General features: G+C 71.4%; 21 protein-coding genes and 2 tRNA genes. 10 read left to right on the top strand and 13 right to left on the bottom strand.

The features are described from left to right. Window positions 1–7 precede the first annotated feature (7 nt). Together ACIQRW_RS20560 and ACIQRW_RS20555 are read left to right on the top strand one after the other, a co-directional pair. A complete protein-coding gene (locus ACIQRW_RS20560; protein ID WP_403762156.1) occupies window positions 8–2,464 on the top strand; it encodes a ribonucleoside-diphosphate reductase subunit alpha in 2,457 nt (818 codons plus the stop codon). Next, window positions 2,464–3,480, top strand: a complete 1,017-nt coding sequence (locus tag ACIQRW_RS20555) for a ribonucleotide-diphosphate reductase subunit beta (protein ID WP_403762153.1) — start codon at window positions 2,464–2,466, stop codon at window positions 3,478–3,480. The genes ACIQRW_RS20560 and ACIQRW_RS20555 overlap by 1 nt, the downstream gene beginning before the upstream one ends. 22 nt (window positions 3,481–3,502) lie before the next feature. Here ACIQRW_RS20555 and ACIQRW_RS20550 read toward each other — a convergent pair whose 3' ends face one another. Continuing rightward, on the bottom strand, window positions 3,503–3,718 hold the full coding sequence (locus ACIQRW_RS20550; protein ID WP_403762150.1) for a hypothetical protein: 216 nt from the start codon (window positions 3,716–3,718) through the stop codon (window positions 3,503–3,505). 81 nt (window positions 3,719–3,799) lie between these two features. Between ACIQRW_RS20550 and ACIQRW_RS20545 the strand changes: the two genes are divergently transcribed. After that, complete coding sequence (locus ACIQRW_RS20545; RefSeq protein WP_403762147.1) at window positions 3,800–4,780, top strand: helix-turn-helix domain-containing protein; 981 nt, start codon at window positions 3,800–3,802, stop codon at window positions 4,778–4,780. Between the two features lie 64 nt (window positions 4,781–4,844). On the opposite strand, the gene ACIQRW_RS20540 is transcribed toward ACIQRW_RS20545, so the two are convergent. From ACIQRW_RS20540 to ACIQRW_RS20510, 7 genes are all read right to left on the bottom strand, one after another. After that, a complete protein-coding gene (locus tag ACIQRW_RS20540) occupies window positions 4,845–5,582 on the bottom strand; it encodes a D-Ala-D-Ala carboxypeptidase family metallohydrolase (protein ID WP_403762144.1) in 738 nt (245 codons plus the stop codon). A gap of 167 nt (window positions 5,583–5,749) precedes the next feature. After that, window positions 5,750–6,388 carry a peptide deformylase gene (gene def / locus ACIQRW_RS20535; protein ID WP_018959148.1) on the bottom strand — a complete coding sequence of 213 codons (639 nt, stop codon included), beginning with the start codon at window positions 6,386–6,388 and terminating at the stop codon, window positions 5,750–5,752. 115 nt (window positions 6,389–6,503) lie between these two features. Continuing rightward, window positions 6,504–7,499 (bottom strand): tetratricopeptide repeat protein, encoded by a 996-nt coding sequence (locus ACIQRW_RS20530; protein ID WP_371625829.1) that lies wholly within the window; start codon window positions 7,497–7,499, stop codon window positions 6,504–6,506. Window positions 7,500–7,797: 298 nt separating this feature from the next. Next, window positions 7,798–8,118, bottom strand: coding sequence for a mycothiol system anti-sigma-R factor (rsrA, locus tag ACIQRW_RS20525; protein WP_018959150.1), 321 nt, complete (start codon window positions 8,116–8,118; stop codon window positions 7,798–7,800). After that, the gene (locus tag ACIQRW_RS20520) at window positions 8,115–8,771 is read right to left on the bottom strand and encodes a sigma-70 family RNA polymerase sigma factor (RefSeq protein ID WP_007458152.1); all 657 of its coding nucleotides are present in this window, start codon (window positions 8,769–8,771) and stop codon (window positions 8,115–8,117) included. The genes rsrA and ACIQRW_RS20520 overlap by 4 nt, the downstream gene beginning before the upstream one ends. Window positions 8,772–9,095: 324 nt before the next feature. Continuing rightward, window positions 9,096–9,737 (bottom strand): alpha/beta family hydrolase, encoded by a 642-nt coding sequence (locus ACIQRW_RS20515; RefSeq protein ID WP_398062497.1) that lies wholly within the window; start codon window positions 9,735–9,737, stop codon window positions 9,096–9,098. Window positions 9,738–9,781: 44 nt separating this feature from the next. Next, window positions 9,782–10,597: an SOS response-associated peptidase gene (locus ACIQRW_RS20510; RefSeq protein WP_403762141.1), complete on the bottom strand. Its 816-nt coding sequence runs from the start codon at window positions 10,595–10,597 to the stop codon at window positions 9,782–9,784. A 53-nt stretch (window positions 10,598–10,650) separates the two neighbouring features. On the opposite strand from ACIQRW_RS20510, the gene ACIQRW_RS20505 reads away from it, so the two are divergent. The 4 genes from ACIQRW_RS20505 to ACIQRW_RS20490 all read left to right on the top strand — a co-directional run bounded on the left by ACIQRW_RS20505 (window position 10,651) and on the right by ACIQRW_RS20490 (window position 14,286). Next, a complete protein-coding gene (locus ACIQRW_RS20505; RefSeq protein WP_215104583.1) occupies window positions 10,651–11,364 on the top strand; it encodes a M50 family metallopeptidase in 714 nt (237 codons plus the stop codon). 104 nt (window positions 11,365–11,468) lie between these two features. Continuing rightward, window positions 11,469–12,821: a 3-phosphoshikimate 1-carboxyvinyltransferase gene (gene aroA / locus ACIQRW_RS20500; protein WP_403762138.1), complete on the top strand. Its 1,353-nt coding sequence runs from the start codon at window positions 11,469–11,471 to the stop codon at window positions 12,819–12,821. Between the two features lie 3 nt (window positions 12,822–12,824). Next, window positions 12,825–13,841 carry a ribosome small subunit-dependent GTPase A gene (gene rsgA / locus ACIQRW_RS20495; protein ID WP_403762135.1) on the top strand — a complete coding sequence of 339 codons (1,017 nt, stop codon included), beginning with the start codon at window positions 12,825–12,827 and terminating at the stop codon, window positions 13,839–13,841. A 121-nt stretch (window positions 13,842–13,962) separates the two neighbouring features. After that, the gene (locus tag ACIQRW_RS20490; protein ID WP_403762132.1) at window positions 13,963–14,286 is read left to right on the top strand and encodes a DMT family transporter; all 324 of its coding nucleotides are present in this window, start codon (window positions 13,963–13,965) and stop codon (window positions 14,284–14,286) included. On the opposite strand, the gene ACIQRW_RS20485 is transcribed toward ACIQRW_RS20490, so the two are convergent. Beyond that, entirely contained in the window at window positions 14,243–14,860 is a 618-nt protein-coding gene (locus ACIQRW_RS20485; RefSeq protein WP_403762129.1) for a TetR/AcrR family transcriptional regulator, read from the bottom strand. The two genes, ACIQRW_RS20490 and ACIQRW_RS20485, sit on opposite strands and share 44 nt — an antisense overlap. Before the next feature lie 124 nt (window positions 14,861–14,984). Between ACIQRW_RS20485 and hisN the strand changes: the two genes are divergently transcribed. Both hisN and ACIQRW_RS20475 read left to right on the top strand, forming a co-directional pair. Continuing rightward, window positions 14,985–15,785 carry a histidinol-phosphatase gene (hisN, locus tag ACIQRW_RS20480; RefSeq protein WP_403762126.1) on the top strand — a complete coding sequence of 267 codons (801 nt, stop codon included), beginning with the start codon at window positions 14,985–14,987 and terminating at the stop codon, window positions 15,783–15,785. Between the two features lie 199 nt (window positions 15,786–15,984). Further along, window positions 15,985–16,383: a cyclic nucleotide-binding/CBS domain-containing protein gene (locus ACIQRW_RS20475; protein WP_398614633.1), complete on the top strand. Its 399-nt coding sequence runs from the start codon at window positions 15,985–15,987 to the stop codon at window positions 16,381–16,383. Window positions 16,384–16,475: 92 nt separating this feature from the next. Here ACIQRW_RS20475 and ACIQRW_RS20470 read toward each other — a convergent pair whose 3' ends face one another. Beyond that, window positions 16,476–17,945 (bottom strand): catalase, encoded by a 1,470-nt coding sequence (locus ACIQRW_RS20470; RefSeq protein ID WP_403762123.1) that lies wholly within the window; start codon window positions 17,943–17,945, stop codon window positions 16,476–16,478. A gap of 170 nt (window positions 17,946–18,115) precedes the next feature. On the opposite strand from ACIQRW_RS20470, the gene ACIQRW_RS20465 reads away from it, so the two are divergent. Beyond that, on the top strand, window positions 18,116–18,535 hold the full coding sequence (locus ACIQRW_RS20465; protein ID WP_026290746.1) for a Fur family transcriptional regulator: 420 nt from the start codon (window positions 18,116–18,118) through the stop codon (window positions 18,533–18,535). 103 nt (window positions 18,536–18,638) lie between these two features. Here ACIQRW_RS20465 and ACIQRW_RS20460 read toward each other — a convergent pair. The 3 genes from ACIQRW_RS20460 to ACIQRW_RS20450 form a co-directional block, all read right to left on the bottom strand. Beyond that, window positions 18,639–18,712: transfer RNA gene (locus ACIQRW_RS20460), tRNA-Met, on the bottom strand. Window positions 18,713–18,792: 80 nt separating this feature from the next. Further along, window positions 18,793–20,865: a tetratricopeptide repeat protein gene (locus ACIQRW_RS20455; protein ID WP_403762120.1), complete on the bottom strand. Its 2,073-nt coding sequence runs from the start codon at window positions 20,863–20,865 to the stop codon at window positions 18,793–18,795. 226 nt (window positions 20,866–21,091) lie between these two features. Then, window positions 21,092–21,165, bottom strand: a tRNA-Met gene (locus tag ACIQRW_RS20450). Window positions 21,166–21,178: the final 13 nt, after the last annotated feature.

Below are 21,178 nucleotides of genomic sequence, written 5' to 3'. Positions count from 1 at the left end.
AAGCCCAGTGACCATCGCGCCCGCCGATCCGGTTTCAGCCACCGCATCCGCTGCCTCCACCACGTCCGGAGCAGGCACGAACGACGGACCCGGGACCGCCTTGCTGCGGACCCTGACCGACCTCACCGTCGATCTTCCCGACACCGACCCCGGACGGGTCGCCGCGGCCGCGCTGCGCGGACGCAACGCCCGCTCCGACGAGGCCGAGCTGCGCTCGCTGGCCACCGAGGCCGCCGCGGGGCTCATCTCCGAGGACCCGGCGTACTCCCGGCTGGCCGCCCGGCTGCTGACCCGCACGATCGCGGACGAGGCCGCTGGCCAGGGCGCGACGTCCTTCTCCGCCTCGGTCGCCGTGGGCCACCGCGAGGGCCTGATCGCCGACCGCACCGCCGCGTTCGTCGCGCTCCACTCGGCCGCCCTCGACAAGCTCGTCGAACAGGCCCTGGCGGACGGCGCCGACGACCGCTTCGGCTACTTCGGTCTGCGGACGCTGCACAGCCGCTACCTGCTGCGCCACCCGATCACCCGGCAGGTCATCGAGACCCCGCAGCACTTCATGCTCCGCGTGGCCGCGGGCCTCGCCGAGGACGAGTCGGTGCGGGCGCTGGACGAGGTCGCCGCGCTGTACGGGCTGATGAGCCGGCTGGACTACCTCCCCTCCTCCCCCACGCTCTTCAACTCCGGCACCCGGCACCCGCAGATGTCCTCCTGCTACCTGCTGGACTCGCCGAAGGACGAGCTGGACTCGATCTACGACCGCTACCACCAGGTGGCGCGGCTCTCCAAGCACGCGGGCGGCATCGGTCTGTCGTACTCCCGCATCCGCGCCCGGGGTTCGCTGATCCGGGGCACCAACGGGCACTCGAACGGCATCGTGCCGTTCCTGAAGACGCTGGACGCCTCCGTGGCGGCGGTGAACCAGGGCGGCCGGCGCAAGGGCGCGGCGGCGGTCTACCTGGAGACCTGGCACGCGGACATCGAGGAGTTCCTGGAGCTCCGCGACAACACCGGTGAGGACCAGCGGCGTACGCACAACCTGAACCTGGCGCACTGGATCCCGGACGAGTTCATGCGCCGGGTCGACGCGGACACCGAGTGGTCGCTGTTCTCCCCAGCCGATGTGCCCGAGCTGGTCGACCTGTGGGGCGACGCGTTCGACGCGGCCTACCGGGCGGCCGAGGCCAAGGGCCTGGCCCGCAGAACGATTCCGGCGCGTGAGCTGTACGGCCGGATGATGCGGACCCTCGCGCAGACCGGCCAGGGCTGGATGACGTTCAAGGACGCCTCCAACCGGACCGCGAACCAGACCGCCGAGCCGGGCCGGGTCGTGCACTCCTCCAACCTGTGCACGGAGATCCTCGAAGTCACGGACGACGGCGAGACGGCCGTCTGCAACCTGGGCTCGGTCAACCTCGGCGCGTTCGTGGTGGACGGTTCGATCGACTGGGACCGGCTGGACGCCACCGTGCGGACCGCCGTGACCTTCCTCGACCGGGTCGTCGACATCAACTTCTACCCGACCGAGCAGGCCGGGCGCTCCAACTCCCGCTGGCGTCCGGTCGGCCTGGGCGCGATGGGCCTCCAGGACGTCTTCTTCCAGCTGCGCCTGCCGTTCGACTCCCCCGAGGCCCGCGCACTCTCCACGAAGATCTCCGAGCGGATCATGCTCGCCGCGTACGAGGCGTCCTGCGACCTCGCCGAGCGCCCCCAAGAGCCTCCGACAGGCTCCGGTTCAGGGGGGACCCCCCGGGGCCCGCTGCCCGCCTGGTCCGAGACCCGGGCCGCGCGCGGGGTGCTGCACCCCGACCACTACGACACCGAGCTGAACTGGCCGGAGCGCTGGGACACCCTGCGCGCCCGGGTCGCCAAGACCGGCATGCGCAACTCGCTGCTGCTGGCCATCGCCCCGACCGCCACGATCGCCTCGATCGCCGGGGTGTACGAGTGCATCGAGCCGCAGGTCTCCAACCTGTTCAAGCGCGAGACGCTCAGCGGTGAGTTCCTCCAGGTCAACGCCTACCTGGTGGACGAGCTGAAGAAGCTCGGCGTGTGGGACGCCCGCACCCGCGAGGCGCTGCGCGAGGCGAGCGGCTCCGTGCAGGGCTTCGCCTGGATCCCCGAGGACGTGCGGGCGCTGTACCGCACGGCGTGGGAGATCCCGCAGCGCGGCCTGATCGACATGGCGGCGGCCCGTACGCCGTTCCTCGACCAGAGCCAGTCGCTCAACCTGTTCCTGGAGACGCCGACGATCGGCAAGCTCTCCTCGATGTACGCGTACGCCTGGAAGCAGGGGCTGAAGACGACGTACTACCTGCGTTCACGCCCGGCGACCCGGATCGCCCGTGCCGCGTCCGGCCAGGCGACGGCCGCCGCCCCCATTCCCGTACAGCAGGCGTCGGCTCCCGACGCGGACGCGATCGCCTGCTCCCTGGAAAACCCCGAGTCCTGCGAGGCCTGCCAGTAATGAGCACCAACGACACCAAGAACCTGCTCGACCCGGGCTTCGAACTGACCCTGCGTCCCATGCGCTACCCGGACTTCTACGAGCGCTACCGGGACGCGATCAAGAACACCTGGACCGTCGAGGAGGTCGACCTCCACTCGGACGTCTCCGATCTCGCCAAGCTGTCGCCGGGCGAGCAGCACATGATCGGCCGGCTGGTGGCGTTCTTCGCGACCGGTGACTCGATCGTCTCCAACAACCTCGTGCTGACGCTGTACAAGCACATCAACTCCCCCGAGGCGCGGCTGTACCTGTCGCGGCAGCTCTTCGAGGAGGCCGTGCACGTCCAGTTCTATCTGACGCTGCTGGACACCTATCTGCCCGACCCGGACGACCGGGCGTCGGCGTTCGACGCGGTCGAGGAGATCCCCTCGATCCGTGAGAAGGCGCAGTTCTGCTTCAAGTGGATGGACTCGGTCGAGAAGATCGACCGGCTGGAGACGAAGGCGGACCGCCGCCGCTTCCTGCTGAACCTGATCTGCTTCGCGGCCTGCATCGAGGGGCTGTTCTTCTACGGCGCGTTCGCGTACGTGTACTGGTTCCGCTCGCGGGGTCTGCTGCACGGTCTCGCCACGGGCACCAACTGGGTGTTCCGTGACGAGACGATGCACATGAACTTCGCGTTCGAGGTCGTGGACACCGTCCGCAAGGAGGAGCCGGAGCTCTTCGACGACGCGCTCCAGCAGCAGGTCACCGACATGCTGAGGGAAGCGGTCGAGGCGGAGCTGCAGTTCGGCCGCGACCTGTGCGGCGAGGGCCTGCCGGGCATGAACACCGAGTCGATGCGCCAGTACCTGGAGTGCGTCGCCGACCAGCGGCTCGCCCGCCTCGGCTTCCCGACGGTGTACGGCTCGGAGAACCCGTTCTCCTTCATGGAGCTCCAGGGCGTCCAGGAGCTGACGAACTTCTTCGAGCGCCGCCCGTCCGCCTACCAGGTGGCCGTGGAGGGCTCGGTCGGGTTCGACGACGACTTCTAGACGCGCCGGCCGACGAGGGTCCTCAGACCCTGGCCCAGCTTCTGAGGTGGGGGCGCCGCGCGGCCGGGACCGGTCGCGCGGCGCTTTCCGTCTCCGGGGGTCCGGCCGCGCGCCGCCCGCGTTCCGCCTCCCGCAGCTGGCGGTCGATGCGGCGTTCGCGGGCGACGCCGAGGGCCACGGGCGCGAGGACGAGGGCGAAAAGTGCTACTACGACCAGGTAGTTCAGGAATGTGTTCATGCCTCTACTCTGGACCGCCGGAACGAAAAACATCAGTGGCAGGACTGCCATGGGACATCAAATAGCTGCCACACTCGGACCATGCTGACCAATGTCGCCGCCCTCCTCCTCGACGAGGTCCACCCCTTCGAACTCGGCGTCCTGTGCGAGGTGTTCGGCCTGGACCGCAGTGAGGAAGGCCTGCCGGTGCACGATTTCGCGGTGGTCTCCGCCGAGGGTCCCGTCCTGAACACCCACGCGGGCTTCACCATCTCCACGCCGCACGGCCTGGAGCGGCTGGAGGAGGCCGACCTCATCGCCGTGCCGGCGGGCAGCCACTTCATGCAGCGTGAATATCCCGAGGAGATGCTCGACGCCCTGCGCCGGGCCGTCGCCCGCGGCTCACGGGTGCTGAGCGTCTGCTCGGGGGCGTATGTCCTGGGCGCGGCCGGGCTGCTGGACGGCCGCCGCTGCACCACGCACTGGCGGCACGCGGCGGAGCTGTCCCGGCGCTTCCCGAAGGCGATCGTCGAGCCGGACGTGCTGTACGTGGACGAGGGCGCGGTGATCAGTTCGGCGGGCACCGCCGCCGGGATCGACGCGTGTCTGCATCTGATCCGGCAGGAGTACGGCCAGGAGGCGGCCAACACCCTCGCCCGGCGGATGGTGGTGCCACCGCACCGGGACGGCGGGCAGGCGCAGTACATCAGCCGCCCGCTGCCCCGGAGCTCCTGCGACACGGTCGGCTCGACCCTGGCCTGGATGGAACAGCACCTCGACCAGGAGATGAGCGTCGAGCAGCTGGCGACGCTGGCGCACATGTCGCCGCGCACCTTCGCCCGGCGGTTCCAGCAGGAGACCGGGACCACGCCCTACCGGTGGCTGCTGCGGCAGCGGGTGCTGCTGGCCCAGCATCTGCTGGAGACGTCCGAGCTGACGATCGACACGATCGCGGGGCAGACGGGCTTCGGTACGGCGGCGACCCTGCGACACCAGTTCGTGCGGTCACTGGGCACCACCCCGAACGCCTACCGCCGCACCTTCCGGGGTCCGGCGACCACCTCCGTGCCCGACGTCGCCTGAGCGCGCCGGGCACGGAGGGACCTATGGGGAGGTGTACGGGGAGGTACGGGGAGGTACGGGAAGGTCAGATACCGCAGCTGGGCGCCGACCAGAAGCGGCTGGGGCCCTGGTTGACGTGCACGTGGTCGTTGTGGCCGCTGTAGCCCGGGCCGAGGATTCCCCGGAAGCCGTGGTAGCGGGCCTGCTTGGCCAGCGTGCACAGCGAGTGCGGAGAGGCGCCGAGGTCGACCGCGTCGCCGTACATGTGGCGGCTGTTGGAAGCTCCGCCCACGACCGCGTTGCAGGAGACGGAGCGGAAGCCGCTGGTGACCCGGATGGACTGGTCGCCCAGCGCGTGGCGCAGCGCCTCCAGCTTCCACATGCTGCTCAGCGCGTTGGCCTTGGCCGTGCCCGCGGCGACCTTCCCGCCGGCCCAGGTGCTGTTGCACTTGTTCAGCTCGGGGTACGTGAAGTGGGCCGGGGTGCAGTCGTTGTCCTGGAGCGCGTAGAGCTTGGACTGGGTGGCGGGGCCGGCGACCCCGTCGGCCGCCAGGCCGTAGGCCGCCTGGAACCGCTTGACGGCGGCGGTGGTGGCGGGGCCGTAGGAGCCGTCGATGGCGAGCACCGCGTTGTAGCCCGGGTAGCCGGCCACCCGGATCTGGAGCTGGGTGACATCGTTGCCGGTGGCCCCGGCCTTCAGGGTGCGGGTCCAGGTGTAGCAGCCGTCGGCCTGGGCGGTGCCGGCGGTCAGCACCGCACCCCCCAGAGCGAACGTAATGGTCATGACAAGTCCGAGCAGAACGCGTGCGGTGCGTCTCAGCACAGGGGCCTCCCTCTGAACGTCACGGTCGATGTGCACGCGAGCCTGGCCCAGACAGCTACGCGCGTCAACTGCCCCTGGGGAAAATGCAGTTATCTGCCAGGGGCGGAGCGAGAACGGACAGGGACCCGGCACCGGCGAACCGGTACCGGGTCCCTGCGTGGGCGTCCTCAGGCGTTCGGGACGACCTCGTAACGCGGAGTGCCCTCGTCCATCTGCCGCAGCGCGTCCTTGCGCTCCCGCTTGGAGAGCCGGTCGATGTACAGGTAGCCGTACAGGTGGTCCGTCTCGTGCTGGAGGCACCGCGCGAAGTAGCCGCTGCCCCGCACCTTGACCGGATTGCCCTGCGCGTCCTGCCCGCGCACCACCGCGTAGTCGGGGCGGGCGAGCGAGGCGTACGCGGTCGGGACCGAGAGGCAGCCCTCGTTGGAGTCGTCCAGCACCCGTGCCTCGGGAGCCAGCTCCTCCAGGACCGGGTTGCAGATGACGCCGGTGTGGCGCACCCCGTCGTCGTCGGGGCAGTCGTAGACGAAGACCTTCAGGTCCACGCCGATCTGGTTGGCGGCCAGGCCGACGCCCTCGGCCGTCTTCTGGCTGGCGAACATGTCGTCGATCAGCCGCGCCAGCTCGTCGTCGAACGCGGTGACGTCCTTGCACTCCTTGTGCAGCACCGGGTTGCCCACGACCGTGATCGGACGGGAGGTGCCGCGCTCGCGGTAGGCCGCCTCGCGCTCCTCGCAGTCCTCCGTGTCGACGAGGAACCCCTCGTCGTCCACGCCGATCCGCCCGTCCGTCTCCTGCTGCGACATGTCCGCCGTACGCCTTCCTGCAAAACCTCAAACTCGGTGACCCGAGAGCACCGGGTACCCGGGCGCTCGGAGGAACAGCACCGCGATCGGTGCGCGTACAGCCTACGGGCTGAGGTCAGCAGACTTCTTCGAGATCCCGCCACTCACGGCTGTCCGGGCTGTCGGCGACCCAGCCGTCCAGCAGCCCGCGCACCAGCCCGGCGGGGGCCGCGAGACCGCACTCGCGCTCCGGGACCCACAGATCTCCGGCGCCCGCGGTGCGGTGGCCCAGCGGCCCGGGGTGGCCCGGCTCGCTGTGATCGTGCGGGTCCAGGTGCTCCCCGTCGCCCTCGTCGCTCTCCATGCGGCTCTCCGAGCACGCCCGGCACAGCAGCCGTACGGAGGAGGACCAGTCCTCGGCGGCGAACCCGGCGTCCGAGGCCAGCTTCTCCAGCGCGTCCCGGTCCTCCTCGGTAGCCGCCTCCAGCAGCACCACCCAGGTCGGCACCGGGGACGGGGCCCACAGCTCGATCTCGTCGAACACCGGATACGAGGGCCCGGCCGCGGTGACCCGCTCGCCGTTGGGCACCCCGTCGTGCAGGACGACCTCGCCCCAGCGCCGCCCGGAGGACGGCAGCGGGATCGAGAGCACCTCGATCCGGGCCGGGTCGAGCCGGCGGCCCCAGACCACCTCGGCCTCGCCCTCTGGCGAGAGCCGCACGGCGGCGCTGCCGAGCTCCATACCGGTCGGCTCGGTGGTGGCAGCGCTGTGCTGACCGCCGCCGGGGACCTTCAGGCCGTACGCCTGCCAGGCCCGCCGCGCCAGCGGCCAGTCCTGGAGCGCGGTGGCCGCGATCCCGACGTTCCACCAGTCCGGGGCGCCCGACTCCCGGTCGAGCAGCGCGACGGCCCGCAGGCCCGCCGCCCTCGCCTGCTCCCAGTCGTGCCGGAACTTGTGCAGCAGCGCCAGATTGAACCAGGACTCCGAGAGCCAGGGCTCCAGATCCGCCGCGCGCGTCAGCAGCGCCCCCGCGTCCTCGTACCGGCCGTCGCCGATCAGCGTGAACGCGCGGTCCGTGGCCTGCCGCCAAGAGGCGGACGGCCGATGCCGTACCTTCCCGAAGATCCTCACGATTCCCGCCTGTCCCGACTGGACACCCTCGTCATCCGCTCTGCTTTCGCATCCAACCATGCCCGGCCGGACGCCCGCTCATTACCCATGGGTTACCCAGCTCCGGCCCGGGTCAGACCGCCCGCGCGAGGGCGCGTCCCGGAGCCTTGGCCACCGGCTGCCGGTGGCTCCGCCCGGTGCCGGGGCCGAGCCGCCCCAGCGCTGCCCCGGACATGCGTGGGCCGCTGTGCCCGGGCGATCGGGGCACAGCGGCCGTCCCACCGGACCTCAGGGATCCGCCGGTGCATCTGCGGGTGAACTACTCGGCGGCGGAGGCCGACCGGTCGGTGTCCTGCACGGTCAGATCCTGCTCGGGCACGGCCTCGCCGGCCCGGATCAGGTCGATCCGGCCCATCACCTTGGAGCGCAGGTCGGTGGGGACGTCGTCCTGTCCGCAGCAGCGCTTGACCAGCTTCTTCACGGCCTGTTCGAGGCCGTACTTCTCCAGGCACGGGGAGCACTCCTCGAAGTGCACCTCGAACTTGGTGCAGTCGCCCTCGGGCATCTCCCGGTCGAGAAACTCGTAGAGATGGTCGAGGACCTCCGAGCAATCCGTCTCGTGCGGCTCTCCGCAGCTCATGAGGCCGAGCCCTTCCGATCGTCCGAGTCACCGGCGCCGGCCGCGACGAGCCCGCGCTCACGGGCGTAGTCCTCCAGCATGCCGCGCAGCTGGCGGCGGCCACGGTGCAGCCGGGACATCACCGTACCGATGGGAGTCCCCATGATGTCCGCGATCTCCTTGTAGGCAAAGCCCTCGACATCGGCGAGATACACGGCGATGCGGAACTCCTCGGGAATCGCCTGGAGCGCCGACTTCACGTCGGAGTCCGGGAGATGGTCGAGCGCCTGGGACTCCGCCGAACGCAGACCGGTCGACATGTGCGACTCGGCCCGTGCCAGCTGCCAGTCCTCGATCTCCTCAGCGGCGCTGCGCTGGGGCTCCCGCTGCTTCTTGCGGTACGAGTTGATGAAGGTGTTGGTCAGAATGCGGTACATCCACGCCTTGAGGTTCGTACCCTCACGGAACTGGTGGAAGGAGCCGTACGCCTTGGCGTAGGTCTCCTGGACCAGGTCCTCGGCATCGGCCGGGTTACGCGTCATGCGCAGCGCGGCCGAGTACATCTGGTCGAGAAAACCGAGGGCGTCCCGCTCGAAGCGCGCGTTGCGCTCGGCGGACGTCTCCGGTGCACGGCCGTCGTCGGTCCCTGTGTCGGTCCCAGTGACCGGACCCACCTCCTCCAACGATGTGGCGGAGCCGAAACCGGACCCGCTCGCATCGGAGAATAGTCGACCTTGCTTCGAGACGGGCTGTCGATCAGCACCGCCCGGCGGCCGCTCGTGGCTGGTCCTCGCCGCAGGCAGCACGGTCCACTCCAGGTCAGCGGCGTTCGAGCGGCTGGGGCAGATGGTCGAACCCATGCGACGGACTCCCTCTCCACGTTGTTCGGGGGTACCACGTATCTGTACCGACGTCCCGAACAACAGCGCCCCCCGGCGGAGCATTCCCGGGGCCTGTGCCACGTGGGTGAGGCCCGGGTCACCCCGGGGCGGATCCGGTCATCCGAGTGACGCGATCCACCCGGCGACCGCGTCGGTGAGGACGCGCATCGTCTGCTCCTCGGTCGCCCCGGACCTCTTCGGCACCGCGAACCCGTGGTCGCCGTGGTCCACTTCGGCCAGCTCGTACGGGCCGGGCGGGAACTCGTCGGGCCGGCCGAACGGATCGTTGCCGCCCTGCACCACCAGGGTGGGCACTCCGGCGCCGAGCAGTTCGTCGGCGCGGGACTTCTCCGGCTTGCCCGGGGGATGCAACGGGAAGCTGAGCGCGAGGACGGCGGCCGCGCCCAGCTCCGTCGCCGTACGGCAGGCGACCCGCGCCCCGGCGCTGCGGCCCCCGGAGACGACGGGGAGCCCGGGAGCCGCCAGGGCGGGCCACAGACCGCGCCAGCCGGTGTCCAGGGTCTTCGGGGCGGGCGCGACCTTCTTTCCGGCCACCCGCCAGGGCTGCTCCACCAGGGCGACGGTGACGCCGTGCCCGGGCAGGGTCGCGGCCAGGGCCTTCAGATCGCGGGCCTCGATGCCGCCGCCCGCCCCGTGGCTCACGGCCAGCACGAGGCGGGGCGCGGGCGCCCGGACCCAGGTGATTCGGGCCTCACCGGCGTCGGTGGTGACGTTCTGCGTACGTGGTTGACGGCTCACGCTGCCATCCTCTCCCGCGCACCGGCCCGGATCCCGCGCGCCGCTCAGAACAGCGTGGACTCCTCCGGCGCGGCCAGCTCCTCCAGCAGTTCGGGCCCGTTGTTGCGCACGTTGCTGACGGTGGTGGCGACCGGGTAGGCGCGCATCAGCCCGCCGGGCGGCGGCTCCAACAGCGCGCGCAGCTCCTCGACACCCGTGTGCGTGGGGTCCAGCCAGGTGTCCCAGCGGTCGGGGGTGAGCATCAGCGGCATCCGGGGGTGGATGTCGGCGAGCGCGCCGGGCCCCTCGGCGGGGGCGACGGCCAGCGGGGTGGTCTCCGCCTCCGTGGTGATCACCGAGCACGTCACCCACCAGGCGTTCTCGTGGTCGCCGGGCAGTGTCGCGTCGCGCCAGAACTCGTACAGTCCGGCCATCGCGAAGACAGACCCGTCGGCGGGGGTCACGAAGTACGGCTGCTTGCGGGCCCGCTTCTTGCCCTTCTTCTCCTCCAGCTGCCGTTCCTCCGAGCCGGTGACCCACTCGTAGTAGCCGTCGGCGGGCAGGATGCAGCGGCGCTGGGCGAAGGCGCGGCGGAAGGAGGGCTTCTCGTGCACGGTCTCCGCGCGGGCGTTGATCATCCGGGCGGCGCCCTCGGGGGTCTTCGACCAGGACGGCACGAGTCCCCATTTCAGGGCACGCAGCTGGCGAACCGGACGCTGGTCGTCGGCGTCCTTAACAGGACGCTCCAGAACCGCGTAGACCTCTTTGGTCGGCGCCACGTTCCAGTCCGGCTCCAGGGTCTCGGTGGGTTCCCACTTCTCGACGCCGAAGAGCCCGGACAGGTCCTCGGGGTTCCGGCTCGCTGCATACCGTCCGCACATAAGTGCCAGACTGCCACGACCGCCCGCCCCGACCGCAAGGAGCCGCCCGGCCGATGAACAGCACCGAATTGGGCGATCTGTGGGATCGCGTCACCGGAACCCAGTCCGCTCCCGAGCAGTGGCTGGTGGTGGTGACGGCCACCCTGGCACTCATCGCCGTCGTGCCGAATCCGCTGTGGCGGCTCGCGCGCAACACCATCACCATCGCGCACGAGGGCGGCCACGGCCTGGTGGCGCTGCTCACCGGGCGGCAGCTCTCCGGCATCCGGCTGCACTCGGACACCAGCGGCCTGACCGTGAGCCGCGGCAAGCCGACGGGGATCGGCATGATCCTCACGGCGGCGGCGGGCTACACGGCCCCCTCGCTGCTGGGCCTGGGCGGCGCCTGGCTGCTGACCAACGGCAGGATCACCCTCCTGTTGTGGGTGGCGACGGCCCTGCTCGCGGTGATGCTGGTGATGATCCGCAATGTGTACGGGGCCCTCACCGTCATCCTGACCGGCACCGCCTTCCTGCTGGTGTCCTGGCTGGCCTCCTCGGACGTCCAGTCGGCGTTCGCGTACGCGGTGGTGTGGTTCCTGCTGCTGGGCGGGGTGCGGCCGCCGTTCGAGCTCCAGTCCAAGCGGCGCCACGGCGGTGCCCCCGACTCCGACGCGGACCAGCTGGCCCGGCTGACCCACGCCCCGGCGGTGCTGTGGCTGTTCCTCTTCCACGCGGTGTCGCTGTGCTCGCTGATCGGCGGCGGGCGGTGGCTGCTGGGGTGGTGAGGGCGGGTTGGGCCACGGCGGTCCGTACCACTCCTTCGTTACGGGGCGGTTTCCGCCCTTTTGGTGACGATCCGGGTTTGCGGGGAGCCACTAAAGTGATGGCCATGACCGAGAGTTCCGTGCACCCCGCCCTCTGGCCCGCCCCCCACGCGAGCGGCGCCGTCGACGCGACCGTCACCGTGCCCGGATCCAAATCGGTCACCAACCGCGCACTCGTGCTGGCCTCGCTGGCCGCCGAGCCGGGCTGGCTGCGCCGCCCGCTGCGCTCCCGCGACACCCTGCTCATGGCCGACGCGCTGCGCGCCATGGGTGTCGGGATCGAGGAGACCGTCTCCTCCTCGTCCGCCTCCAGCCCGTCCGCGGCGGCCTCCCCGGACAGTTCGGGCGAGGCCTGGCGGGTCATCCCGGCGGGGCTGCACGGCCCGGCGGCGGTCGATGTCGGCAACGCCGGCACGGTCATGCGCTTCCTGCCGCCCGTCGCCACACTCTCCGACGGTCCGGTCCGCTTCGACGGCGACCCCCGGTCCTACGAGCGCCCGCTGACCGGCGTGATCGAGGGGCTGCGGGCGCTCGGCGCGCGGATCGACGACGACGGGCGCGGGGCGCTGCCGCTGACCGTGCACGGCGGCGGGGCGCTGGAGGGCGGCCCGGTGGCGATCGACGCCTCGTCCTCCTCGCAGTTCGTCTCGGCGCTGCTGCTGTCGGGACCGCGCTTCAACCAGGGCGTGGAGGTCCGGCACACCGGGTCCACGCTCCCCTCGATGCCGCACATCCGGATGACCGTCGACATGCTGCGGGCCGTCGGCGCGCAGGTGGACGAACCGGAGACGGGCGGCGAGCCGAATGTGTGGCGGGTCTCGCCCTCCGCGCTGCTCGGCCGGGACCTGACGATCGAGCCGGACCTGTCCAACGCCCAGCCGTTCCTGGCCGCCGCCCTGGTGACCGGCGGCCGGGTCACGATCCCCGACTGGCCCGAGCGCACCACCCAGCCGGGCGACGCGCTGCGCGAGATCTTCACCGCGATGGGCGGCAGCTGCGAGCTGACCGAGCGCGGGCTGACCTTCACCGGCACGGGCCGCATCCACGGCATCGACGTGGACCTCGGCGAGGTCGGCGAGCTGACCCCGGGCATCGCGGCGGTCGCGGCGCTGGCCGACTCCCCCTCCACGCTGAGCGGCGTCGCCCATCTGCGGCTGCACGAGACGGACCGGCTGGCCGCGCTGACCAAGGAGATCAACGAGCTCGGCGGCGATGTCACCGAGACGGCCGACGGGCTGCACATCCGCCCGCGCCCGCTGCACGGCGGGGTCTTCCACACGTACGACGACCACCGCATGGCCACCGCCGGGGCGATCATCGGCCTGGCGGTGAAGGGCGTGGAGATCGAGAACGTGGGCACGACCGCCAAGACCCTGCCGGACTTCCCGGACATGTGGACCGGAATGCTCGGGGCCTAGAAGATGCGCCGTTACGGAAAGAACCCCGACGAGGACGACATCCGCGTCCGCCCCAACCGCAAGGGCAACCGGCCGCGTACGCACATCCGGCCCAAGCACGAGGACGCCGAGGACGGCATGGTCCTCACCGTCGACCGTGGCCGGCTCACCTGCCTCGTCGAGGGCCGGACCGTGGTCGCGATGAAGGCCCGCGAGCTGGGCCGCAAGGCCGCCGTGGTGGGCGACACCGTCTCCATCGTCGGCGATCTCTCCGGCGAGAAGGACACCCTGGCCCGGATCGTGCGGATCTCCCCGCGCCGCACGGTGCTGCGCCGCACGGCGGACGACGACGATCCGTACGAGCGCGTGGTCGTCGCCAACGCGGACCAGCTGGCGATCGTCACCGCGCTGGCCGACCCGGAACCCCGCCCGCGCATGATCGACCGCTGTCTGGTCGCGGCGTACGACGGCGGGCTCACCCCGCTGCTGGTACTGACCAAGTCCGACCTGGCGTCTCCGGACAAGCTGCTGGAGGCGTACACCCCGCTCGGCGTCCCGTACATCGTGACCAGCCGGGAGGAGCTGGAGAGCGGGGACGCGGCGGACCGGGTGCGCGAGTTCCTCAACGACCGGGTCACCGCCTTCGTCGGGCACTCCGGGGTCGGCAAGACGACGCTGGTCAACGCCCTGGTGCCGAAGGACCGGCGCCGGACCACCGGCATCGTCAACGCGGTCACCGGCCGGGGGCGGCACACCACCACCTCGGCCCTCGCGCTGCCACTGCCCGGCGACCGGGGCTGGGTGGTCGACACCCCGGGCGTGCGCTCCTTCGGCCTGCACCACGTCGACCCGTCCCGGGTCATCAACGCCTTCCCGGACCTGCAGCCGGGCACCGAGAGCTGCCCGCGCGGCTGCACCCACGACGAGAACCAGCCGGAGTGCGCGCTGGACGCCTGGGTGGCGGAGGGGCACGCCGACCCGGCACGCCTGGACTCCCTGCGCCGACTGCTCGCGACCCGGGAGCGGCGCGAGGGCGACTGACGGCTCACCCGGCCGGATTCGGTCGGGGCGGCGCGGGCATGTTTGCGAGCTTCAACGACCGGTAAAGGCATAATCGCACCGAGCGGGACGAAGCCGTCACCTATGCGGGAGGCAACTGACGATGCCCTGGCTGCTGGTCGTGGTCGCAGGACTGCTGGAGACCGGCTTCGCCGTGTGTCTGAAGCTCTCTCACGGATTCACCCGGATCTGGCCGACCATCGCGTTCGCCGCGTTCGCGCTGGGCAGTTTCGGTCTGCTGACCCTGGCGCTGAAGAAGCTCGACGTCGGTCCGGCGTACGCGGTGTGGACCGGGATCGGGGCGGCCGGGACGGCGATCTACGGCATGATCTTCCTCGATGACGTGGTCTCCACGCTGAAGCTGGTGTCGATCTCGCTGGTGATCATCGGAGTGATCGGCCTCCAGCTGTCCGGCTCGGCCCACTGAGACCCGCCGGAACCGCGGCCCGCGCCCCTTCCCGTACGAGCCCGAGCACACGGCTGTCCGCGGCGTCGTCGCCCGGCACCGGAACCATCACACAGGACAGCGCGAGGCGTAACGCGATCTCGCAGCGCCCGGCGGCGGCCCCGGGCGACACCGCCACCATCCGGTCCCGTACGAGCGCGAGCAGCTCCTCGGGGGCCGGCGGCGGTCTCCCGCCCGTACGTCCCCGGGGGCCCGGCAGACGTTCCGGGCGGGGCAGCCCCTCCGCCCAGTACCCCGTGAGCAGCGCCTTGACCAGCGCATCCTGGCGGGCGGCCCGCACGGTCCAGAGCGCGACGGCGGCCGGACGGTCGAGGTCGGGGGCGGTCAGGGCGCGGTCCACCCCGGCGAGATAGCCGTCGGCGGCCCGTCGCAGCAGGGCCCCGGCCAGTCCGCCCTTGGTGCCGAACTCGTTGTAGAGGGTCTGCCGCGAGACGCCGGCCAGGGCCGCGACGTCAACCATGCGCACCGTGCGCCAGGGCCCCTCGCTCAGCGCCCTGAGGGCGGCGTCCAGCAGTGCCTGCCGCGCTGTCGGCATCGTCTCCTCCCCCGCCCCGGGACCCTGCGGTTCAGAGTTGACGTGCTCTCGGGGGCTGTCAAGGGTCCCGGGCGGCGCGGGGGCGCTGTAGCCCGCGCCCGGCGGCGCTGGATACTGTGACGGCATGCCCGACTACCACGATGATCTGCGCCTGGCCCACGTACTGGCGGACGCCGCCGACGCGGTGACGATGGACCGGTTCAAGGCTCTCGACCTGAAGGTGGAGACCAAGCCGGACATGACGCCGGTGAGCGAGGCCGACAAGGCCGCCGAGGAGCTGATCCGGGGCCACCTGCATCGGGCCCGCCCGAGGGACGCGATCCTGGGCGAGGAGTACGGGATCGAGGGCAGCGGACCGCGGCGCTGGGTGATCGACCCGATCGACGGCACCAAGAACTATGTGCGCGGCGTACCGGTGTGGGCGACGCTGATCTCGCTGATGGAGGCGGGCGAGGAAGGCTTCCAGCCGGTGATGGGGGTGGTCTCCGCGCCCGCGCTGAACCGGCGCTGGTGGGCGGCGAAGGGCGCGGGCGCGTTCACCGGCCGCAGCCTCACCTCCGCGACCCGGATGCACGTGTCGAAGGTGGAGCGGATCGCCGACGCCTCGTTCGCGTTCTCCTCACTCGCCGGCTGGGAGGCGCAGGGTCGCCTCGACGGCCTCCTGGACCTCACCCGGGCCTGCTGGCGGACGCGGGGGTACGGGGACTTCTGGCCGTACATGATGGTCGCCGAGGGTTCCGTGGACATCTGCGCGGAGCCGGAGCTGTCGCTGTGGGACATGGCGGCGACCGCGATCATCGTGCAGGAGGCGGGGGGCCGGTTCACCTCGCTGGACGGGGTGGACGGTCCGGGCGGCGGAAACGCGGCGGCCTCCAACGGGCCGCTCCACGACGAGCTGCTGGGCTATCTGAACCAGCGGTACTGACCGCCGCTTTCGGGTCTGTTCGCAACCGTACGGTCCGCGAGACGTGCCGGGGGGCGCGTTGTGTGCTTTTCGGGCGCCCTCCCCGCACTTCACCCACCCCTTGTCGACCCGCCCCAAGGGTGCAACTCTGAGAGTCCCCCCACTTGTGAACTTGTGAATCGACTCACAGAGTCGGCTCGCCGAGGAGGTGGCTCGTTTCATGCTCGTCCGTGACGCCATGAGCACGGTGGTCCTCACCATCGGCCCCACCCATACGCTCCGCCAGGCGGCCCGGCTGATGTCGGCCCGCCGCATCGGGGCAGCTGTCGTCCACGATCCGGACACCTGCGGGCTCGGCATCATCACCGAGCGCGACATCCTCGACGCGATCGGATCGGGGCTGGACCCCGACCGGGAGACCGCGTCCGCCCACACCACCACCGACGTGGTGTTCGCCGCCCCGGCCTGGACCCTGGAGGAGGCCGCGGAGGCCATGACGCACGGCGGGTTCCGGCATCTGATCGTGCTGGACGGCGACGGCCCGGTGGGCATCGTGTCGGTGCGCGACATCATCCGCTGCTGGGCGCCCGTCCGGCGTACGGTCGCGGCCGCCGGCTGACCGCCCGCCCGGCGTACGGTCGGCGCCGGAAACGACCGGTGGGCCGGACCCCCGCGAGGGGATCCGGCCCACCGTCGACGGCAGGCGCCCGGTCAGCCGCGAAGGGCCTGGACCGCGGCTTCCAGCCGCTTGCCGAAGTCGCCGTCCGCCTGGCGGAAGTTGTTGATCGCGCGCTCGGCGATGTCGTCGCGCGAGACCTTGGCGATGAACCCGGCGAGGTTCTCGATCAGCCGGGTCTTCTCGTCCTCCGAGTAGAGCCGGTAGAGGTTGCCCGCCTGCACGAAGTCGTTGTCCTCGGCGTGGACGGGGGCCTCGGTGTTGCCGGTGGTACCGGTGACCGGGAGCGGCTGCCACAGCGGGCGGTCCGTCTGGATCGGGCCGCCGAAGCTGTTCGGCTCGTAGTTCTTGGCGCCCTGGTGACGGCCGTCGTAGAGGAAGCCGTCCCGGCTGTTGGTCCGCGCCTCGGTGGCGTGCGGGCGGTTCACCGGCAGGTGGTCGGCGTTGATGCCGACGCGGTAGCGGTGGGCGTCGCCGTACGCGAAGAGCCGGCCCTGGAGCATCTTGTCCGGAGACGGACCGATGCCCGGCACGAAGTGCGCGGGGCTGAAGATCGACTGCTCGACCTCGGCGAAGACGTTCTGCGGGTTGCGGTTGAGCTCCAGCTTGCCGATCTCGATCGGCGGGTAGTCCGCGTGCGGCCACACCTTGGTGAGGTCGAACGGGTTGAAGCGGTAGCCGGCCGCGTCCGCCGCGGGCATGATCTGGACCTGCACCGTCCAGGACGGGAAGTCACCGCGCTCGATCGACTCGCGCAGATCGCGCTGGTGGCTGTCGGGGTCGACACCGGAGAGCCGGACGGCCTCCTCGGTGGTGAGGTTCTTGATCCCCTGGTCGGTCTTGAAGTGGTACTTGACCCAGAAGACCTCGCCGGCCTCGTTGTTCCACTGGTAGGTGTGCGAGCCGTACCCGTTCATGTGGCGCAGCGTGGCCGGGATGCCCCGGTCGCCGAAGAGCCAGGTCACCTGGTGCGTCGACTCGGGCGACAGCCCCCAGAAGTCCCAGACGTTGTCCGCCTCCTGCGAGCCGGTGTACGGGTCGCGCTTCTGGGTGTGGATGAAGTCGGGGAACTTGATGGCGTCCTTGATGAAGAACACCGGGGTGTTGTTGCCGACGAGGTCGTAGTTGCCCTCTTCGGTGTAGAACTTCAGCGCGAAGCCGCGGGGGTCGCGCACGGCGTCGGCGGAGCCGAGGTTGCCCGCGACGGTGGAGAAGCGCAGGAAGGTCTCGGTCTGCTTGCCGACCTCGGAGAGGAACTTCGCCCGGGTCCACTGCGAGACGTCGCGGGTCAGCGTGAAGGTGCCGTAGGCACCGGCGCCGCGGGCGTGCACGACCCGCTCCGGGATGCGCTCGCGGTTGAAGTGGGCGAGCTTCTCCAGCAGCGCCTGGTCCTGGACGAGAACCGGACCGCCGACGCCAGCGGTCTCGCTGTTCTGGTTGTCGGCTACCGGCGCGCCGGCCTCCGTAGTGAGCGGTCCCTGCGTCACGTGCGCCTCCTGCGTCATGTCCTGCACTTCCAAGATCGGCCGACCTCGATCGTCGGTCCGATGTTCCGCACAGCCTGTCCCTTGGCGTATGCCGGTCTCGATCCTACAATGGACATTGTCTAAGTCAAGTGAACATCCAAAGTCACACCTCATCGGGACTCGGTTCCCCCACTGTTAGGCTGGGCTGCATGAGCGACCTGCTGGAACGACTTCGTGGACGCGGCTGGCGTATGACGGCACAGCGGCGCGTCGTGGCCGAGGTCCTCGACGGGGACCACGTACACCTGACGGCGGACGAGGTCCACGCGAGGGCCGTTTCCCGGCTGCCCGAGATCTCGCGCGCCACCGTCTACAACACCCTCGGCGAGATGGTGTCCCTCGGTGAGGTGCTGGAGGTCTCCACCGACCGCCGGGCCAAGCGCTACGACCCGAACGCCCACCACCCGCACCACCACCTGGTGTGCGCCCGGTGCGGCGCCATCAGGGACGTGCACCCCGCGGGCAACCCGTTGGCGGACCTGCCGGCGGACGAGCGCTACGGCTTCATGGTCTCCGGCGTCGAGGTGACGTACCGGGGCATCTGCCCGAGCTGCGCCGCGACCGCCTGACCCGACCCCTTCGGGCCCGCCTCCGGGCGGGCCCGGCTTCTCGCGGTCTCCGGACATGACGAAGGCCCGGATCTCGATGAGATCCGGGCCTTCGTGTTTTCAGTAGCGGGGACAGGATTTGAACCTGCGACCTCTGGGTTATGAGCCCAGCGAGCTACCGAGCTGCTCCACCCCGCGTCGGTGAATGCAACATTACGTCAGCAGGTCGGGCGGCGCAAATTCATTCACGTCGGCCGGTGGAGCTGGGCCCGACGGGGTTACGCCGTCAGCTCCTGGTGCAACGCCTCGCGCAGCCGCGCGGCCCGCTCGGCCACCTCGGCCGGGCCCAGCTCCACCGCCCGGGCGCACCAGCGCTGCCCCTCGGTGAGCTCGCCCCGGCGGGCGGCGAGGAGCGCCAGGCGCAGCGCGGCACGGCCGTGCCCGGCGGCGGCGGCACGGCTCCACCACAGGGCTGCCTCGCGCTCGCTGCCCTCTCGGGCCAGCAGCAGCCCGAGGTTGAAGGCCCCGTTGCGGCTGCCAGCCTCGGCGGCCTCCCGGTACCAGTGGGCGGCGCTCTCCACGTCCCCGCGGGCCGCGGCGAGCATGCCGACCCGGACCTGGGCACGGCGGTGCCCCTGCTGGGCGGCCCGCTCGTACCACTCCTCGCACTCGGTCTTCTCCGGCATCGGCTCGCCCAGCGCGGGCGGTCCCGGCGGCGGCTGGCGTGCGTCCAGCACCCCGGCCAGCCGGAACGCGGCCTCGGCGCTGCCACCGCCCGCCGCGCAGCGCAGGTGCCGCTCGGCCTCCCGGTCCTCGCCGTCGCGCAGCAGGGCCATGCCGACCTGGAGCGCGGCGTCGGTGTGCCCGGCCGCCGCGGCGCGCTCGTACCAGCCCAGCGCCGTACGGTCCTCGTCGCGTCCGGCGTGCAGGATGCCGAGGTTGAAGGCCGCGTCGACGCTGCCCGCCTCGGCCGCCTTGGAGAACCAGGGCTCGGCACCGGTGTGGTCGCCGGCCTGGAGGAGCAGCACCGCGAGCGCGTTGGCGGCCTCGCGGTGTCCGGCGTACGCGGCGCGGCGGTACCACTGCTCGGCCTGCGGGGTGCGGTCCTGGGCGGCACAGAGCAGCCCGAGGTTGTACGCCCCGTTGACGTCGCCCGCGTCCATGGCGGCCCGGTACCAGCGCTCGGCGGTCTGCTGCTCACCGCGTGCGGCGTGCAGCGCGCCGAGCGCGTTGGCGGCGTTGCCGTCGCCGTCCTGGGCGGCGCGCAGCCACCACACGGCGGCGCTCTCCTCGTCGCCCGCGTCGCGCAGCAGGAAGCCCAGCGCGCAGGCGGCGCGCGGCTCGCCGTCCTTGGCGGAGGTGAGGTACCAGCGTCCGGCCTCCTTGAGCTCGCCGCGCTGCTCCAGGATCGCGCCGAGGTGCAGGGCGGCGCGCCGGTGACCCCGGGCGGCGGCCTGGCGGTACCACTGCTCGGCCTCGCCGACCCGGCCGGCGGCGGGTCCCGCCACGGGGCTGTCGCCGTCGGCCGCGCTCCTGGCACCCGCGGGACCCCTCGCCCGTCCGTCATGGGCGGGTGCGGGCGGGTCGCCGGGAAGGCCGAGGCCCGTTCCGGTTCGCCCGGAAGCGGCGCCCCGGCCCAGGCCGAAGGCGTCGTGCGGGTCCTCGACGGCCTTCCGCTCCAGGGCGCGGGCCAGCCGGTAGGCGGCCTCACGGTGCCCCTGTTCGGCGGCGGCGCGCAGCCAGCGCTCGGCGCCGACGTCGCCGCGGTGCTCCAGCAGGTCGGCCAGCGCGTACGCGCCCAGCGCGTGGCCCTGCTCGGCGGACTGGCGCAGCCAGTACTCCGCGCCGGGCTCGTCGCCGCGCTCGCGGAAGTGCCGGCCGAGCGCGTGCGCGGCGGCGGCGGATCCGGCTACGGCGGCGATGCGCCACCAGCCGGCGGCCTCGTCCGGGTAGCCGCGCTGGTGCAGCAGGACGCCCAGGTTGTTCGCGGCGGCGCGGTCCCCGTCGGCGGTGGCGGCGCGCAGATACCGCTCGGCGCCGTCCAGCTCGCCGCGGCGCAGCAGCAGCGCGCCCAGGACGCTCATGGACGCGGTGTCCCCCGCGTCGGCGGCGCGCCGGTGGCGCGCCTCGCTCTCGGCGCTGTCCGCGGCGTCGACCGCGTCCGTGGTGTCCTCGTCGGACGCGCTCGCGGTGGCGCTCGCGTCGATGGCGCCGGTCCGCTGGACCGGCGCGCCCACCCCGGCGATGGCAGCAGCGAAAGCCGCGTCTACCGCGCTTTCCCCATCTTGGCCGCGCTGCTGCACAAACCGCCCTGTCTCCAACAGAGTTGCCCTGTCCCCCATAAATACCATCGTCGCACCACCTGTAACCCGCGTACACCTGGTATATCGCGGGCAGTAAGGTCACTACAGCGTTTTGTCGACATGCCCACAGGGAGACAAGTCAAACACGTTCGGAAGCAACTGCTGCCCAGCGAACCGCACTTCACGCCCACAGCTTGGGACCGACACGGCCTGCACGCACAACAGGCACGACGAAGGCCCGGATCCCAAGGGATCCGGGCCTTCGTCTTTTCAGTAGCGGGGACAGGATTTGAACCTGCGACCTCTGGGTTATGAGCCCAGCGAGCTACCGAGCTGCTCCACCCCGCGTCGTTGTGTTCAA

It is taken from the genome of Streptomyces sp. NPDC091287 (genome assembly GCF_044768525.1).
In the GTDB taxonomy this organism is placed as follows: Bacteria; Actinomycetota; Actinomycetes; order Streptomycetales; family Streptomycetaceae; genus Streptomyces.
This window is presented reverse-complemented; position numbering and strand designations above follow the sequence as displayed.

What these genes read in the sequence shown, in the direction of transcription:
- def (WP_018959148.1), bottom strand. Translation starts at nt 6,388, where the DNA reads ATGTCGCAGCAGGAGACGGACGGGCGGATCGGCGTGGACGACGAGGGG.
- ACIQRW_RS20545 (WP_403762147.1), top strand. Translation starts at nt 3,800, where the DNA reads ATGCTGACCAATGTCGCCGCCCTCCTCCTCGACGAGGTCCACCCCTTC.
- aroA (WP_403762138.1), top strand. Translation starts at nt 11,469, where the DNA reads ATGACCGAGAGTTCCGTGCACCCCGCCCTCTGGCCCGCCCCCCACGCG.
- ACIQRW_RS20505 (WP_215104583.1), top strand. Translation starts at nt 10,651, where the DNA reads ATGAACAGCACCGAATTGGGCGATCTGTGGGATCGCGTCACCGGAACC.
- rsrA (WP_018959150.1), bottom strand. Translation starts at nt 8,118, where the DNA reads ATGAGCTGCGGAGAGCCGCACGAGACGGATTGCTCGGAGGTCCTCGAC.
- ACIQRW_RS20455 (WP_403762120.1), bottom strand. Translation starts at nt 20,865, where the DNA reads ATGGTATTTATGGGGGACAGGGCAACTCTGTTGGAGACAGGGCGGTTT.
- ACIQRW_RS20510 (WP_403762141.1), bottom strand. Translation starts at nt 10,597, where the DNA reads ATGTGCGGACGGTATGCAGCGAGCCGGAACCCCGAGGACCTGTCCGGG.
- ACIQRW_RS20470 (WP_403762123.1), bottom strand. Translation starts at nt 17,945, where the DNA reads ATGACGCAGGAGGCGCACGTGACGCAGGGACCGCTCACTACGGAGGCC.
- rsgA (WP_403762135.1), top strand. Translation starts at nt 12,825, where the DNA reads ATGCGCCGTTACGGAAAGAACCCCGACGAGGACGACATCCGCGTCCGC.
- ACIQRW_RS20490 (WP_403762132.1), top strand. Translation starts at nt 13,963, where the DNA reads ATGCCCTGGCTGCTGGTCGTGGTCGCAGGACTGCTGGAGACCGGCTTC.
- ACIQRW_RS20465 (WP_026290746.1), top strand. Translation starts at nt 18,116, where the DNA reads ATGAGCGACCTGCTGGAACGACTTCGTGGACGCGGCTGGCGTATGACG.
- ACIQRW_RS20550 (WP_403762150.1), bottom strand. Translation starts at nt 3,718, where the DNA reads ATGAACACATTCCTGAACTACCTGGTCGTAGTAGCACTTTTCGCCCTC.
- hisN (WP_403762126.1), top strand. Translation starts at nt 14,985, where the DNA reads ATGCCCGACTACCACGATGATCTGCGCCTGGCCCACGTACTGGCGGAC.
- ACIQRW_RS20485 (WP_403762129.1), bottom strand. Translation starts at nt 14,860, where the DNA reads ATGCCGACAGCGCGGCAGGCACTGCTGGACGCCGCCCTCAGGGCGCTG.
- ACIQRW_RS20555 (WP_403762153.1), top strand. Translation starts at nt 2,464, where the DNA reads ATGAGCACCAACGACACCAAGAACCTGCTCGACCCGGGCTTCGAACTG.
- ACIQRW_RS20475 (WP_398614633.1), top strand. Translation starts at nt 15,985, where the DNA reads ATGCTCGTCCGTGACGCCATGAGCACGGTGGTCCTCACCATCGGCCCC.